This is a genomic window from Paenibacillus lactis (assembly GCF_017873605.1).
Classification (GTDB): domain Bacteria; phylum Bacillota; class Bacilli; order Paenibacillales; family Paenibacillaceae; genus Paenibacillus_AQ; species Paenibacillus_AQ lactis.
Window position 1 is genome coordinate 184,643 of sequence record NZ_JAGGKI010000001.1, and the last position, 15,901, is coordinate 200,543.

Sequence of the window (15,901 nt, forward strand, 5' to 3'; positions counted from 1 at the left end):
AAAAGATGCTGCCCCCTATGGACAACATCTCTTCATAAATGTATTTGTAAATTTCGGATATCCTGGTTCAAGACAGGCCATTTCGAATAGGATAGCCCCCCACCAGTGCACGATGGCTACGGCTTACGCCTGTTTCGCCACCGTCGACCGGTGGGCATGCGGATCCGGCATATCCTCCTCGATTTCCCGGCCGTGCAGCTTCACGCTCATGGCTACCCCGAGGCTCGCCATGCTGATTACGAGCGATGTTCCCCCGTAACTGATAAACGGCAATGTAATCCCTGTCAGCGGCATGAGGCCGATAAACATCCCGATATTCTCAAAGATTTGGTATAAGAACATGGACACGATCCCTATGATGAGAAACGGACCGGCACGTTCACGCGATTCGAGCGATATCAGAATCATCCGATGGATCAGAATGAAATAGAGCAGGAGCAGCACGGAAGAACCGATAAACCCGTATTCCTCCGCAATCTGCACGAAGATGGAGTCGGAATAGGTATACGGTACCCGTCCCGATTGCACCGAGGTCCCCTGCATAAAGCCTTCCCCGGTCATGCCGCCGGAAGCGATCGCCAGCTTGGCATTGTGGGTGTGATAGCCGGCACCGGCGTTGTCCGTCGTCTCGGGCATCAGCCACGGATCGATCCGGTCCAGCCAGTGCGAGCGGCTCCCTTCCTTCATGAAGGCTGTAATCTCGTCATGGTAATGAATGTAAGCCTGGATTCCGCCGAAAGCGGTGCCCGCAACGAGCACCAGACCGATCAGCGCATGCGATAATTTGACATTACCAATCCACAGCAGCCCCATCAAAATGATGACGTAGCTGAGCGCATTCCCCAAGTCGTTGATGCCCATGACGAGCACGAAGGGAATAAACGCCAGGAAGCCGACCGGAATGACATCCCGGATAAAGGAAAGCTGCGATTTATTTTTCTTCACCAGTATAAAAGTCAGGAAGATAATCAAGACCAACTTAAACATTTCCGCCGGCTGCAGGCTCGTAAACCCGAGATTAATCCAGCCCTTCGAGCCGTTAAGCGTTGACCCGAAAAACATAACGTACACAAGCAGCAGCAGGCCGCCGATATAAATGTAGGTCGCGTGTTTAATGAGAACGCGGTAATCCAATAGGCTCATGCCGAAGAAAGCGATAAAGCCCGCAACGTAAAAGATGAGCATCTTAATATGGTACCCGTTCCAATCAGCCGATCCGATGGTTACGCTGTATAAGGAAGTAACGCTGATGATCATCAGCATGACAAGGACGGTTACGACAACAAAGTCTATTTTTTTTAATTTCTGAAGCATGCCTTTGATCCCCCTGTGCCGGAGCTTATCGCTCCGATGTGCCTTACCGGCCATATAACGATCTGCCCGGATAAAAAGTTTGGGCTCTCCCGGCCCATACCTGGCGCATTAGCCGTCGCCCCAACAGCCTTTCAAGGATGCGGGCGGACGATAAGACAGAATACGAACCTTATGAGCACGAACGGATCATGAGCATGAGAAGCCTGCACGGGAAGCGGCGGATTTCCGCAAGTAAACCCATGATCATCATATATTGTAAAAGAATTTCCCTCCGAACACAATTTAACGGGCAATTCCCAAAACATGCCTGTCGATTCCCGCCAAATCCGGGATCGTAACGATCTCGTCCCAATGACCGGCAGCCCGCAGCATATCCGCTACATCCTGCGCCTGGCCCATGCCCAGCTCGAAGGCGATCAGTCTCGGCGGCGTCGCAAGCAGCGGGAGCTGATCCATCATCACACGGTACGGATAGAGGCCGTCGGGCCCGCCGTCCAGCGCAGTTCGCGGCTCATGATCCCGCACCTCGGGCTGAAGCTCTTCAATGTCGCTGGCCGGAATATACGGCGGATTGGAGACAATCATATCCGGCGCCAAGCCGGCGAACGGCTCGAGCAGATTGCCCTGCCTGAACTCCACGTCGGCTCCGAGCCGGGACGCATTACGCCGCGCAACATCCAGCGCCTGCGGCGAAATGTCGCTCGCCAGCATGCGCAGCCCTTTCGCCTCCAGCGCCAGCGTTACGGCGATGGCACCGCTGCCGGTGCCGATGTCGACGGCGGTCAGTCTTTCGCCAGGCTGCGGTGCCAGCTGGTTTCCGTACTTCAGCACGGCCTCGACGAGCAGCTCCGTTTCAGGACGCGGAATCAGAACGGCCGGCGTCACCCCGAACGATCGCCCGTAGAACTCCTGCTCCCCGATGATGTATTGCGCCGGGACGCCGTCGGCCTTCCGGTTGATGACGTCCTCGAAATCGCTGCGCCGGTCCTCGGGAAAACCGTCGCCGAGGGCCAAGTAATACGCCGTGCCGGTCAGCCCCAGCACATGCTCCAGCAGCAGCTGCGCATTTCGCTGCGGCTCCAGGACCCCGACCCCGTCTAAAAAAGAAGAAGCCTCCAGAAAGGCTTCCCGTATACTGCGCTCCGGCGTCAATGCAAATTTGTTTCGCTCCAAAGCGTTATACTCCTTTATCCATCATTTCCGCTTGCTCTGCGATGGTCAGGGCGGAAATGATCTCCTCGATTTCGCCGTTCATCACCTGATCCAGCTTATGCACGGTAAGCCCGATCCGATGGTCGGTCACCCGGCTTTGCGGGAAATTGTACGTGCGGATCCGCTCGCTTCGATCTCCGGTGCCGACCTTGCTCTTGCGCTCGCCGGCGTACTTCGCTTCCTCTTCCTGGCGCATCATGTCGTAGATGCGCGCGCGAAGCACCTGCAGCGCCTTCTCCTTGTTGGAGTTCTGGGACTTGCCGTCCTGGCACGTAGCCACAATGCCGGTCGGGATATGCGTTACGCGAACCGCCGACTTCGTGGTGTTAACGGACTGACCGCCCGCACCGCTGGAGCAGAACGTATCCACGCGGATATCCTTATCCAAAATCTCGATATCGACTTCCTCGGCTTCCGGCATGACCGCCACTGTTGAAGTGGAGGTATGGATACGACCGCCGGATTCCGTTGCCGGAATACGCTGCACCCGGTGCGCGCCGCTCTCGAATTTCATTTTGCTGTAAGCACCGCGGCCGTTGATCATGAAGATGACCTCTTTAAAACCGCCGAGGTCGTTCATGTTCACGTCCATCAGCTCAACCTTCCAGCCCTGGGAATCGGCATAACGGGTGTACATCCGGTACAGATCGGACGCGAAGAGCGCCGCCTCGTCTCCGCCGGCTGCGCCGCGAATCTCGACGATAACGTTCTTGTCGTCGTTCGGGTCCTTCGGCAGCAGCAGAATCCGGATTTTCTCCTCCAGCTCCTGTTGGCGGGCGGAGAGCTCCTCGATTTCCATTTTCACCATTTCGCGCATTTCGTCATCGAGCTTCTCACCCTGCATTGTTTTTGCAGCTTCAAGCTCTTCCATTACATTTTTATATTCAACATAAGCCTCATAAGCAGGCTGCAGATCGGATTGTTCTTTGGAATAATCCCTTAGCTTCTTGGAGTCATTCGCGACATCCGGATCGCACAGCAGCTCGCTCAGCTTCTCGTAACGGTCCGCCAGGGATTGCAATCGGTCTAACAAGGAATTCACCTCTCTTACGTAATATTCCTGATTCTAGCGCCTATCGCTCCCTCGAATATGCGAAGCGTAAACGACTGTTTATTATACCATGAAACGGCGTATTTGACTAGAAGGGCATACGCCCGGGAAACACGGGAAACGTTCCCTGCACCATATGAGATATCCGCTTGGCAAAAAGACCATGATCCCATGCATCAACTGGCATGGAGCCATGGTCTACGTATCATAATATGCTACACGTTGAAGCGGAAGTGCATGACATCGCCGTCATTGACGACATAGTCCTTCCCTTCAAGCCGGAGCTGTCCGCGCTCCTTCGCGCCGTTCATCGATCCCGCGGCAACAAGATCGTCATAGGATACGACCTCGGCCCGTATAAAGCCGCGCTCGAAATCGCTGTGGATGACGCCGGCCGCCTGAGGGGCCTTCGTGCCTTTGCGGATCGTCCATGCGCGCACCTCCTGCACGCCTGCGGTAAAGTAGGTGTACAGACCGAGCAGGCTGTATGCCGCTTTAATGAGGCGGTTCAGGCCGGATTCCTCCAAGCCCAGCTCCTCCAGGAACATGGCCTTGTCTTCGCCTTCAAGCTCGGCGATTTCGGCTTCCACCTTGGCGCTGATCGGAACGACGGCAGCATTCTCGGCAGCCGCGAACTCGCGGACCTGCTGCACATACGGATTGCTGTCCGCGTCAGTCACGCCGTCCTCGCTTACGTTGGCCGCATACAGCACCGGCTTGAGCGTCAGCAGATGCAGATCGCGGACGATCAGCTTCTCCTCATCGGACAGCTCGACGCTGCGTGCCGGCTGATCATTGTAGAGGGCTTCCTTCAGACGCTCCAGCAGCTCTACTTCCTGGGCGTACTGCTTGTTGCCGCCCTTCATGTTCTTCTTCGTACGCTCGATCCGCTTCTCGACGCTGTCCAGATCCGCCAGGATCAGCTCCAGGTTGATGGTCTGGATGTCGCTCACCGGGTTGACCTTGCCGTCTACGTGGGTGATATTCTCATCCTCAAAGCATCGTACGACGTGCACGATCGCATCGACCTCGCGAATATGGGCCAGGAACTTGTTTCCGAGTCCCTCCCCTTTGCTCGCACCGCGAACCAGTCCCGCGATATCGACGAATTCGAAAGCGGTCGGAACGGTTTTATTCGGCTGCACCAGCTCAGTCAGCTTATCAAGGCGTTCATCCGGCACCTCAACGACGCCGACGTTCGGGTCAATCGTACAGAACGGGTAGTTCGCCGATTCGGCGCCCGCCTGCGTTATCGCATTAAACAATGTGGATTTGCCGACGTTCGGCAAACCGACGATCCCTGCTTTTAAAGCCATTTATATGACAACTCCTTATCAGGTTACTCTATCACTTATATGCATTTTCTTTCAGAGGCTGTGGGGAGTTGCTCCCTTAAACCTCAGGGCCAAAACAATCTTATTAATTATAGCAGATACCCGATAGAGTTCAACACGTATTGCTGCATATACTTCCGCGTGTTCCATAACGTTTCCTGCATGGCGATCAGTCCTGTCGTTATCGACCTTGCTTTGCGGTCGTTAGAGCTTTCAGTACAGACCACCTTGCTTGTCGTTACAACCCTTGCTTGCGGATCAGGCGAGTCGTTGACCTTAACGACTCGATATCTGGAGCCCCGATCCCCAGCATCGCGGTTCGAAGCTCCAGCTCCGTCTGAGCGAGGCGCCGGTCCAGCGCTTCCTCGGAATCGACGGCAGGCCCGAGCAATCCCCGCCCAAAGCCCGCCAGATCAGCGCCCAGTGCAATCGCTTTGGCGGCATCCACGCCGCTGTTGAGCCCGCCGCTGCCGATCATCGGAAAATCGGGAACAGCTTCCCGCACCTCGACGATACATTCCGCCGTCGGATTGCCCCAGTCGGCAAAGGCCTCCGCTGCGGCGCGACGTACCGGATCATTCGCCCGGAATTTCTCGACCTGGCTCCAGGAGGTGCCTCCCGCTCCCGCCACATCGATGAAAGCAACGCCCAGCTCCTGCAGCGTCCGGGCCGTTTCCCCGTCAATGCCCCAGCCGACTTCTTTAACCCCGACAGGAACCTCAAGGCTGCTGCACAACTCTTCAATCCTGGAGGCAAGGCCGCCAAATCGCGTATTCCCTTCCGGCTGGAACACTTCCTGCAGGGCGTTGAGATGCAGCACCAGCATATCGGCGCCCGCAATGTCGACCGCCCGGCGGCAATCATCCGTTCCGAAGCCGTAATTGAGCTGAACCGCCCCAAGGTTCGCGATGATCGGCACGCTTGGCGCCCGCTCTCTCACGCGAAAGGTCGGGGCAAGCTCTTCCTTCTCCACCGCTGCCCGGATGGAGCCGACGCCAAGCGCCCAGCCCCGGCGCTCCGCCGCTTCCGCAAGCCGCATATTAATCTCCCCGGTTGTCCGGCTCCCCCCCGTCATGGAGCTGATGAGAAACGGCGTCCGTGTTGGAATGCCAAGAAAGGAGGTGTCGAGCCTGATGTCCTCGAAACTCACCTCAGGCAGCGCGCTATGCCGGAAGCGGTAGCGCTCAAAGCCTGAAGTAATGCCGACGGAGCCGACCTCTTCCTCCAGGCACAGCCGCACATGCTCAATCTTCCGCTCGCCGGTGGGGACATCCGGAAGCAGCCGGCCGCCGGATGACTCCAAGCCGTCTGCCCGATTACAAATTGCGGCAGGCTCCATCGTTCCGGCCCTTATTTTTTTCCATGCATTCATTTCCATAGCACCTCCTGTTTAAAAATTTTTGTGATCGATATTATGGCGGCTGTAGGCTTGTCGAACCGATGGGTGCTCAGCCAGAACGATAAATCCGGACCGGACGAAATGCCTGTCCATACTGCGCCGCATCTGTCCGGCTTATTCGCGAATCTTCACGTAATAACGGGCTCCGCCCATGTTATCCATATATTTCTCTTAAACGGCTGTTACACATCAGCCCAAATATTCCCTTACCCCCGAGCAACGCTACAGCAGCGGCGACATCAGCCGCGCCGCGGATTCGAGCAGCCGGGTCATGATGCGCTTCTTCCTCGTGCGGCTTCGGTCATACAGCACCGCGTGCTCCAGATCCTGCTCAAAATCGGCTACCAGCTGATTGACGCTGTCCGTATGCACGAGAAGAGCGTTCACTTCAAAATTCAGGTGAAAGCTGCGCATGTCCATATTCGCCGTTCCGATCGTGGCAACCTCTCCATCCACAATGAGCAGCTTGGAATGCATAAAGCCCTTCTCGTATTCGAATACCCGCACCCCCGCATCCAGCAAAGCCGGGAAATAGGAATGCGAGGCCAGAAACGGCAGCCACTTGTCCGGTTTCGACGGAAACAGGATCCGGACGTCAAGGCCGGACAAAGCCGCGACCCTCAGCGCCGTCAAAATATCTTCATCCGGGATAAAATAAGGCGTCGCAAGCCATACGGAACGACGTGCCGATGCGATCATGGAGAAGAAGATATGCTTGAGCGCCCGGCGCTCATTATCCGGTCCGCTGGCAATAATCTGCACGGCTCCGGAGGAGTGATCGACGAGATCCGGCGAGAAATACACCTGGTCTGTAGGCTGCTCTCCGGTCATATATTCCCAGTCCTGCAGGAACACAATTTGCAGCGTCCTGACGGCCTCGCCCCGGACCAGCATATGCGTGTCCCGCCAAAACCCGAAAACCTTGCTGCGGCTCAAATACTCGTCCCCGACATTCAGGCCGCCGATGAAGCCGACGGTACCGTCGATGACAACGATTTTCCGGTGATTGCGGTAATTGACCCGGCTCGTGAAGAATATCGCCTTCGGGCTGCCGAATACGGCTACCTTAATCCCCGCGGCTTTCATCTCCTCCAGGAAAGCGGGCGGCAGCTGCAGGCTGCCTACCGCATCGACCATGAACCGGACGGCAACCCCTTCCCTGGCCTTTCGCACCAGAATGTCCCGAATTTGGGTCCCGATGTCGTCAGGACGATAAATGTAATATTCCATATGAATATGATGCTTGGCCAGCTCCAGCTCGCGAAGCAGTGCCGCGAACGTCTCCTCTCCGTTCGTGAGCACCTTGGTATCCGAAGAGAACGAAACCGGCGCACGCCCGAGGCGGGTGGACAGCTGCAGGAGCTGCTGGTGCTCCCTTTTAAAACGGGAGATATCTTGGTTGCTGCGCCGAAGCACTTCGCTGGTATAGGCCAAGCCGTCCTTTTGCGCCTTCTTGTCATATTTTCTGCGTTTAAAATAGTTCTGCCCGAACAGAAAATAAAAAACTAGCCCTACGATCGGTACTAGTGCAAGCAGTAGAATCCAGGCCATTGTACTGGTCGGATGCCGGTTCTCCATGAAAATCATGAACCCGATCGAGACGACGGTCAGGGTCGAAAATATCCCGATGATAGTTCCTGTCGTCTTGCCGAAATAATCGATGCCAAAATAATAAAACGCGAATAATAACGCGGTAATCAGTACGGCCTGTATTCCCTTTCTCATATCCTTCTACCCCTTGCTTCATCGCTTCATCTCTCTTTTGTATGTACGATGCTGGTCAACCCATATTCTACATGATAAGTCTCGGGAACTAAAGCATGAACTAAAAAGCCCCGGTCCTCGTTAGGCCCAATAAAAAGACTATTGACAGAAGCAGCCCCGTTTGCTAAAAATATGACTAACGACCGTTAGTTAGGAGGATTGCGATGAGTGCCGCTGAGATAAAACAGTCCGCTCTGGCCCGCTTCGCCCAAGACGGCTATGAAGGAGCCTCGCTTAAACATATTGCCGATGATTGCGGAATAAAGAAGCCATCGATCTATGCTCATTTTTCCAGTAAAGAGGACCTGTTCCTGCAGGTGCTGGCCGATGTATTCGAGCGGCAGAAGCAGCGGATCGAAGACTATTTCGAGGAGCACGCCTCCCTTCCGCTGGAAGCGCAGCTGAAAGGATTTGTGGTGGATTGGCAGCAGATTTACGAACGGGATGCGGAGAGAAAGTTTTTCCTGAGAATGGTTTTTTTCCCGCCAAGCGCTCTGTATGACGATGTCATGAATCTCGTCTATCCGTTCCTGGATGAGCAGGAACAGAAGCTGTCGAGGCTTCTAGCCGCAGGCTGTCCGGTACAAGGACGGATCATTCGGCACCCTAGGCAGGCCGCCATTGCCTACCTTACCTTGCTCGACGGCATTGCCGTCGAGATGCTGTACGGCGGGGAAGCCCGCACCACTCGGCGGCTTGAAGCCGCATGGCCCGTGTATTGGTCCGGCGTGTCGAGAGAAAGATAACGATACTTCCCGATCAAACATCGGCCTGACGCTCCAGCGCGAAATGGCACAATCCATAAAATTTGCGCAAAAGGAGCACTTCGTGTTAGTCAAGAAAAGGAGAGGAATCATCATGAATCGGAATTGGGTTTTTGTACTTTTGGCCGGCTTGGTCGAAATATTGTGGGTCATCGGCTTAAAACACGCTTCAAATACGTGGGAGTGGCTAGGAACCGCTCTGGCGATTGTCGCCAGTTTCTTTTTGATCATTGAGTCGGCTAAACGGCTCCCTGTGGGGACGGTATATGCGGTTTTTACCGGGATCGGCACGGCTGGAACGGTCGGCACTGAAATGCTGCTGTTCGGCGAACCCTTTAAGCTGATTAAGGTGCTGCTGATCGGAGTGCTGCTGGCCGGAGTCATCGGACTAAAGCTGGTCACCGCTGACAATGCCGAGCAAAACGGGGAGGTGAGCCGATAATGGCCTGGATCGCGCTTATTTGTGCAGGATTGCTTGAAATCGGCGGGGTGATCGGCATTAAAGGAGTGTCTCAGCGGAAGGGCTGGATCTATCTGTTGCTGATGTTCGCTTCGTTTGCAATCAGCTTCTCCCTGCTGTCGTTTGCCATGGAGAGCATCCCCATGGGTACGGCCTATGCCATCTGGACCGGAATCGGGACGGTCGGCAGCACCGTCACGGGCATGGTCCTGTTCGGCGAGCCGAAGGAATGCCGGCGTATCCTGTTCATCGCCATGATTCTGTGCTCTGCCGTCGGATTGAAGCTGATCACTTAAGCTACTTCCTTATTCGTAAATGTACGGTGGTTGCATGGGTTAGCCATTGATGCTTGCGAGCGGATGTAGCTTTTATGCGGCGGAAACAAGTCCCTTTTGAGTACTTGTGAGGCGAATATAGCCTCATGTGACGGTAACAAGTCCCTTTTGGGTTCTTGTGTGGCGAGTATAGCCTCATGTGACGGAAGTAAGTCCCTTTTAGGGACTTGTGAGGCGAGTATAGCCTCATACGGCGGAAACTAGTCCCTTTTAGGGACTTATGAGGCGGATATAGCCCCATGCAGCGGACTTTTCGGGACTTGTGAGGCGAATATAGCCTCATGCGGCGGAAGCAAGTCCCTTTTAGGGACTTGTGAGGCGAATATAGCCCCATGCGGCGGAAGCAAGTCCCTTTTAGGGACTTGTGAGGCGAATATAGCCTCATGTAGCGGAAACAAGTCCCTTTTGAGTACTTGTGAGGCGAATATAGCTCCATTGTTGCAAAATAAGTCCCTTTTGAGTACTTGTGTGGCGATTATAGCCTCATGTAGCGGAAACAAGTCCCTTTTGGGTACTTATGATGCGAATATAGCCCCATACGGCGGAAGCAGGTCCCTTATGGGTACTTGTGTGGCGAATATAGCCCCATGTGGCGGAAGCAAGTCCCTTTTGAGTACTTGTGATGCGGATATAGCCCCATGCAGCGGAAACAAGTCCCTATTCGGGACTTGTGAGGCGAGTATAGCCCCATGTGACTGAAACAAGTCCCTTTTGAGTACCTGTGTGGCAAATATAACCTCATACGACGCAAACAAGTACCTTTTGAGTACTTGTGAGACCGATATAGCCCTATACAGCGGAAACAAGTCCCTTTTGGATACCTGTATGGCGGAAGTAAGCCCTTATTCATAACTAGTATAAGATCTTTAAAAAGAACGGCCTTTCACGAAAGTTGAAACGGCCGTTCTTTTTCCTTTATAATCGGAAATGACCGCAAGGTCAATAACGGAACTCTCAAGTTCCCAAGTGAGGTGAAATCAGGCTTGGCTGATAAAACGGCAGATAAAAGGCAGCAAATTCTCATCACTGCGATGCAGCTGTTTTCCGCGAAGGGCGCCTCGGAAACCTCCATGCAGGAGATCGCCGAAGTATGCGGGATGTCGAAAGGCAGCCTATATTTACATTTCAAATCCAAAGAGGAATTGGAAAAGAGCATCTACGAGCATATCATCGGCCGGATCAAGGATGAGATTTTGCGGGTGGATAACGATCCGCTCCTTGAACCGAGGGAACAGCTTCGCAAGCAGGCCGAGGTGCTACTTATCCATTTCATGGAGATTCGCGAATTTCTGCTGAAGCAGTTTCACGATCAGACGGTGCCGGGAAAGCCGCCGTTTGACAAGGATAACGCCCAGCAGGAAATTGTGCAGGCATTGCAGTGGTTTAACCATAAACTTCAAGTCATCTACGGGCCTGAAGCCGCTCCCTACACGATGGAGATCGCCATGCTCATGGGCGGTATATTGGGCACCTACATCCGGTTCCTGTTCATGCCGGACTTCCACCTGAATGTGGGACAAACAGCCGAACACCTTATTCAGCTGATGGACGACGTGATGGCAAGCATGCTTCGCCGGCGGCCGAAGCCGCTTATTCCGCTGGAGGTCGTTCTGGGGCAGAAGGATCTGTGTCAGGTCGACCTGCGGTCGCCGCGTCACCCGCTTATCGTGATTAAGGCAATGAAGAATGAACTAAAGCAGCTGAAGCTTGATCACGAGCTCCGGCAAGACACCCTGGAGTCCCTCGGGATTATGGAGAAGGAACTGATCACCCTCCAGCCGAGCCGGGCGGTACTGAAGGGAATGCTCAGAAACCTTGAAGGAATCGAAGGTCTGGAAGACTTATATGAAGAGCTGAAGAATACCATCACGACCGTACTGGAAACCTACTTAGCACCTGGCGGAATGACATAGGAAGATTTGTTCAAAGCTAGAGACATAAGTTATGGAGAGGGGAGAAACCCGACGCATGAAAGGAATTATTAATTTTTCGCTGCGGAACAAATTTGCCATCTGGCTGCTAACCATCATCGTAACCTTCGCCGGACTATACAGCGGGGTGACGATGAAACAGGAAACAATCCCGGATATTAACGTGCCGTTCCTTAGCGTAACCGCTGTTTATCCGGGCGCCGCACCCGAAGGCGTTGTGGAGGAAGTTACCAAGCCGCTGGAGACGCGTCTCCGGAATATCGATGGCGTAAAGACCGTCACTTCCACCTCAATGGAGAATGCGGCAAATGTCATGGTCGAATTCGATTACGGAACCGACCTCGACAATGCGACAGCGGCCGTTCGCGAAGCCATCCAAGAGGTTCAGCTGCCGGATGAGGCCCAGAAGCCGACCATCTCGAAATTCAGCATGAGCTCGATGCCGGTGGTCTCGCTGAGTATTTCGAACAGCAATAACATGAAGCTCGACGAATTGACCCGCATTACCGAGAATGACATCGTGCCTGCTCTCGAGGATCTGGACGGCGTAGCTTCCATCCAGGTTGCCGGCCAATACGTCAATGAAGTCCAGCTGAAATTCAAGCAGGACGAAATGGATAAGCTTGGCCTCACGGAAGATACCGTGAAGCAGATCGTCCAAGCTTCCTCGCTGTACGTTCCGCTCGGCATGTTCGAGATGGATAAATCGCAAAAGGCCGTTGCGATCGACGGCGGGATCATTACCATTGATGATCTGAAGAACTTGGCGATCCCCGTTATTCCAGGCGGTGCAGGCGCGCAAGCCGGTGCAGGAGCAGGGGCTCCGAACGCAGGCGGCGCTGGTCAGCCGGGAGCTGCTGCCGGTCAAGGGGCCGGAGCAGGGGCAGGCGACCAAGGAGCTCCACAGAACGGCACGGGTGCCCAGGCAGCAACGCAGACAGGCGCAGGCGCTCAAGGTCAGGGACAAGGCGCCGCAGGTGCCCAAGGTCAGAGCCAGGGTGCCGCAGGCGCTCAGGGACAAGGCGCTCCAGGCGGACAAACCGGCGCTCCTGCCGGCATCCCTACCGTGAAGCTGAGCGAAATTGCCGATATTAACGTCATCGGCACCTCGGAATCGATCTCCCGCACCAACGGGAAGGAATCGATCGGCATTCAGATCGTCAAGTCCAATGATGCCAACACCGTTGACGTGGTCAACCTCGTGAAGGATAAGGCCGAAGAACTCGGCAAATTGTATCCGGACATGGATCTGACCATTATGCTCGACCAAGGCAAGCCGATCGAAGACTCTGTGCATACGATGCTTTTCAAAGCGTTGTACGGGGCGTTGTTCGCGGTCCTGATCATTATGATCTTCCTTCGCAATATCCGTTCGACGATTATTTCGATCATCTCGATCCCGCTGTCCCTGCTGATTGCGATTCTGTGCTTGCAGCAGATGGATATCACCCTGAATATGATGTCCCTCGGCGCGATGACCGTTGCCATCGGACGGGTTGTGGACGACTCGATCGTTGTTATTGAAAACATATACCGGCGCATGTCGCTTTCCACCGAGAAGCTTTCAGGCAGGGAGCTCATCAGCGCCGCCACCCGCGAAATGTTCGTGCCGATTATGTCCTCGACCATCGTAACGATCGCGGTATTCCTGCCGCTCACCCTGGTCAGCGGCATGGTAGGCGAACTGTTCATGCCATTCGCATTGACGATGGTATTCGCGCTGCTGGCTTCTCTCGTCGTTGCGATCACGCTCGTGCCGGCCATGGCACACAGTCTCTTCCGCAAGGGACTGAAGAACAAGCATGACCATGCGGAGAAGCCGGGCGCAATCGCCAAAGGCTATCGCTCCATCCTGAAATGGTCCTTGAATCATAAGGCCATTACCTTCCTGATGGCGGTAGCTCTGCTGGTCGGCAGCCTGTTCCTTACGAAATTCCTGGGCGTCAGCTTCATTCCGGAGCAGGAAGACAAATACGTAATGGTGACGTATTCCCCTGAGCCGGGCGTCCTGCTCGAGGATGTTGAGCAGCGTGCGCTGAAAGCCGAGAAGCTGATCATGGATCAGCCGGGCGTAGAGAAAATGCAGTATTCCATCGGGGGCAGCAATCCGCTTGGCATGGGCTCTGCTAATTCGGGATTGTTCTATATTATGTATGAATCGGACACCAAGAACTTTGAGGATGTCAAAACAGCCCTGATTGAAGACCTGACGAAGGCCGTTCCGGAAGGAACCTGGGCCAACATGGACATGGCCGGCGGCTTTGGCGGCAACCAGCTGACGGTGAACGTGTTCGGCGATTCTCTGGATCAGATCAAGCCGGTAGCCGATCAGATTGTGGAGCTCGCCAATAAGGACACCGCGACATTCGATAACGCCGAAACAAGCTTGTCCGAGGCGTTTGAGCAGTACACGCTGGTCGCTGATCAAGAGAAGCTGAGCTCGCTCGGTCTCACCGCCGGACAGCTCGCCATGAAGCTTAGCCCGGTACGCGAACGTCCGGTGCTGACAGAGGTAAACATTGAGGACAAAACCTATAATGTCTACATCGAAGCCGATACGACCACTTACAAGAGCATCAAGGAGATTGAGAACGAAACCGTAACATCCCCGCTTGGCATCGAGGTGCCGATCAAGGACGTTGCCGAAGTCGAGGAAGGAACGACTCCTGATACAATCACACGCATCGACGGTAAAATGGTTGTGACGGTAACTGCCGACATTTTGACCAATGACGTTGGAACAGCATCCAGCAACTTGGAAGCTGAAGTCGATAAGCTGGAAATTCCGGACGGCGTCTCCGTACAATTCGGCGGAGTTACGGAACAGATTAATGAAACGTTCGGGCAGCTGGGTCTCGCCATGCTGGCCGCGATCGCCATCGTGTATTTCGTTCTCGTTGTCACGTTCGGGGGCGCGCTCGCTCCGTTCGCGATTCTGTTCTCGCTGCCGTTCATCGTCATCGGGGCGATTATCGGTTTGCTGGTGACCGGCGAAACGCTTAACGTTTCCTCGCTGATGGGCGTGCTGATGCTGATCGGTATTGTCGTCACCAACGCGATCGTTCTGATTGACCGCGTGATTCACAAAGAGCGCGAAGGCCTCAGCACTCGCGAAGCGCTGCTCGAGGCAGGGGTCACCCGTCTTCGTCCAATCCTGATGACCGCACTCGCGACCATCGGCGCTCTGCTCCCGCTCGTATTCGGATGGGAGAACAGCGCAGGAATTATCTCGCGTGGACTCGGCATCACGGTAATCGGCGGCTTGATCAGCTCCACGCTGCTGACGCTTGTCGTCGTACCGATCGTGTATGAGTTCTTGATGAAATTCCGCAAGAAACAAGTTGCCGAATAAAACGGCTCGTCTATAACAAAAAGGGCACCATTCAGGTCTGCTAAGACTCGAATGATGCCCTTTTGTTCATTCTATAGCATGCTTTCGGACCGAGCGCAGCCATCCAGACTTTCACATTCGCTCCATTTTATCCGCTTGGTTAATGTACAAGCTCCGCCTCACGGGATTGCCTCCATACCTTCAGCATCCGCAAATCCTGCATAAGAAACTCTTCCAGCAAGCGGAACAATGCCCGATAAAGCGGGCTATCCGTCGAGGCCTTCATATCCTCACAGAGCGAGGGCACCCACGCCAGCAAATGCTCCTCCAAAAATTGTTCCTGTGCGGCCATCAGCTTCAGCAAGCCGTCTTCGCCATAGCAATTATTCAGCATCCGGTCGTGGAGCACCGTCATGAATTCCAACTCGATCGCCAAATGATCGTCGGCCTCTCCGTGCAGTTTGTTAAACGCGACGCCGACCGTCTCATAACACTCGGCAACATCCCGAACGCAGCCGCTCTTCGTATACTGCGATTCGGACAGCGGGCGCTGCTTGTTCCGCTCGAGCAAACGGCGGTATTCCACCCCTTCGTACTCGCAGATCTTAACCAGCTCCTCGGGTGACCGGCCGCATAAATAATTCACCAGGTCGGCTCCCCCTTGGGTGCCTTCCGCTGCTTTGCCGATCCCGCTTCCGCGGCTCCATTCCGCAATCATAGACAAGCTGGGCGAGTTGCCCATAAAATCGATCAAAAGCTCATAAACCGTCCCTCGGTTTTCCAGCCACCGGTGACAGACGTCAGGTACCTCCAATGTTTGAACAGGTGATATCGCCATTTCGAACCTCCTAATGGTAACCTCTCTTGTTGGATGTGATATCCATGACAGTATAGCTTAGATGATTGTCTATTGAAAGTGATTTGAAATGATTTCCGAAAGTTTCGGAAAATTAAGGAAACTTTCGGAAAATGAGAATGCCGCGACTTCCTGCTTCCAAGGGGAGAA

General features: G+C 54.4%; 12 protein-coding genes. 5 read left to right on the forward strand and 7 right to left on the reverse strand.

Annotation, left to right across the window (positions count from 1 at the left end; genetic code table 11):
* Positions 1 to 123: 123 nt before the first annotated feature.
* The 6 genes from J2Z18_RS00725 to cls all read right to left on the reverse strand — a co-directional run bounded on the left by J2Z18_RS00725 (position 124) and on the right by cls (position 8,035).
* Positions 124 to 1,314 carry an FtsW/RodA/SpoVE family cell cycle protein gene (locus tag J2Z18_RS00725; RefSeq protein ID WP_210094003.1) on the reverse strand — a complete coding sequence of 397 codons (1,191 nt, stop codon included), beginning with the start codon at positions 1,312 to 1,314 and terminating at the stop codon, positions 124 to 126.
* 282 nt (positions 1,315 to 1,596) lie between these two features.
* On the reverse strand, positions 1,597 to 2,487 hold the full coding sequence (prmC, locus tag J2Z18_RS00730) for a peptide chain release factor N(5)-glutamine methyltransferase (RefSeq protein ID WP_210094004.1): 891 nt from the start codon (positions 2,485 to 2,487) through the stop codon (positions 1,597 to 1,599).
* Between the two features lie 4 nt (positions 2,488 to 2,491).
* Positions 2,492 to 3,559, reverse strand: a complete 1,068-nt coding sequence (gene prfA, locus J2Z18_RS00735; protein WP_007128795.1) for a peptide chain release factor 1 — start codon at positions 3,557 to 3,559, stop codon at positions 2,492 to 2,494.
* Positions 3,560 to 3,792: 233 nt separating this feature from the next.
* The gene (ychF, locus tag J2Z18_RS00740) at positions 3,793 to 4,893 is read right to left on the reverse strand and encodes a redox-regulated ATPase YchF (protein ID WP_007128796.1); all 1,101 of its coding nucleotides are present in this window, start codon (positions 4,891 to 4,893) and stop codon (positions 3,793 to 3,795) included.
* A 256-nt stretch (positions 4,894 to 5,149) separates the two neighbouring features.
* A complete protein-coding gene (gene fni / locus J2Z18_RS00745; protein WP_376773047.1) occupies positions 5,150 to 6,250 on the reverse strand; it encodes a type 2 isopentenyl-diphosphate Delta-isomerase in 1,101 nt (366 codons plus the stop codon).
* Between the two features lie 282 nt (positions 6,251 to 6,532).
* A complete protein-coding gene (gene cls, locus J2Z18_RS00750; RefSeq protein ID WP_099478226.1) occupies positions 6,533 to 8,035 on the reverse strand; it encodes a cardiolipin synthase in 1,503 nt (500 codons plus the stop codon).
* 203 nt (positions 8,036 to 8,238) lie between these two features.
* Between cls and J2Z18_RS00755 the strand changes: the two genes are divergently transcribed.
* The 5 genes from J2Z18_RS00755 to J2Z18_RS00775 all read left to right on the forward strand — a co-directional run bounded on the left by J2Z18_RS00755 (position 8,239) and on the right by J2Z18_RS00775 (position 14,916).
* Positions 8,239 to 8,820, forward strand: coding sequence for a TetR/AcrR family transcriptional regulator (locus tag J2Z18_RS00755; protein ID WP_028405655.1), 582 nt, complete (start codon positions 8,239 to 8,241; stop codon positions 8,818 to 8,820).
* Between the two features lie 112 nt (positions 8,821 to 8,932).
* On the forward strand, positions 8,933 to 9,280 hold the full coding sequence (locus tag J2Z18_RS00760; RefSeq protein WP_007128800.1) for a DMT family transporter: 348 nt from the start codon (positions 8,933 to 8,935) through the stop codon (positions 9,278 to 9,280).
* Complete coding sequence (locus tag J2Z18_RS00765; RefSeq protein WP_210094006.1) at positions 9,280 to 9,594, forward strand: DMT family transporter; 315 nt, start codon at positions 9,280 to 9,282, stop codon at positions 9,592 to 9,594. Before J2Z18_RS00760 ends, J2Z18_RS00765 begins: the two co-directional genes overlap by 1 nt.
* A gap of 1,022 nt (positions 9,595 to 10,616) precedes the next feature.
* On the forward strand, positions 10,617 to 11,546 hold the full coding sequence (locus tag J2Z18_RS00770) for a TetR/AcrR family transcriptional regulator (RefSeq protein WP_007128803.1): 930 nt from the start codon (positions 10,617 to 10,619) through the stop codon (positions 11,544 to 11,546).
* A 55-nt stretch (positions 11,547 to 11,601) separates the two neighbouring features.
* Positions 11,602 to 14,916, forward strand: a complete 3,315-nt coding sequence (locus J2Z18_RS00775) for an efflux RND transporter permease subunit (protein ID WP_210094007.1) — start codon at positions 11,602 to 11,604, stop codon at positions 14,914 to 14,916.
* 139 nt (positions 14,917 to 15,055) lie between these two features.
* Here J2Z18_RS00775 and J2Z18_RS00780 read toward each other — a convergent pair whose 3' ends face one another.
* Positions 15,056 to 15,733 (reverse strand): TorD/DmsD family molecular chaperone, encoded by a 678-nt coding sequence (locus J2Z18_RS00780; RefSeq protein ID WP_210094008.1) that lies wholly within the window; start codon positions 15,731 to 15,733, stop codon positions 15,056 to 15,058.
* Between the last annotated feature and the right edge of the window lie 168 nt (positions 15,734 to 15,901).

Coding starts and splice junctions, on each gene's coding strand:
- J2Z18_RS00725 (WP_210094003.1), bottom strand. CDS start 1,314: ATGCTTCAGAAATTAAAAAAAATAGACTTTGTTGTCGTAACCGTCCTT.
- ychF (WP_007128796.1), bottom strand. CDS start 4,893: ATGGCTTTAAAAGCAGGGATCGTCGGTTTGCCGAACGTCGGCAAATCC.
- fni (WP_376773047.1), bottom strand. CDS start 6,250: ATGGAGCCTGCCGCAATTTGTAATCGGGCAGACGGCTTGGAGTCATCC.
- cls (WP_099478226.1), bottom strand. CDS start 8,035: ATGAGAAAGGGAATACAGGCCGTACTGATTACCGCGTTATTATTCGCG.
- J2Z18_RS00755 (WP_028405655.1), top strand. CDS start 8,239: ATGAGTGCCGCTGAGATAAAACAGTCCGCTCTGGCCCGCTTCGCCCAA.
- J2Z18_RS00760 (WP_007128800.1), top strand. CDS start 8,933: ATGAATCGGAATTGGGTTTTTGTACTTTTGGCCGGCTTGGTCGAAATA.
- J2Z18_RS00765 (WP_210094006.1), top strand. CDS start 9,280: ATGGCCTGGATCGCGCTTATTTGTGCAGGATTGCTTGAAATCGGCGGG.
- J2Z18_RS00775 (WP_210094007.1), top strand. CDS start 11,602: ATGAAAGGAATTATTAATTTTTCGCTGCGGAACAAATTTGCCATCTGG.
- J2Z18_RS00780 (WP_210094008.1), bottom strand. CDS start 15,733: ATGGCGATATCACCTGTTCAAACATTGGAGGTACCTGACGTCTGTCAC.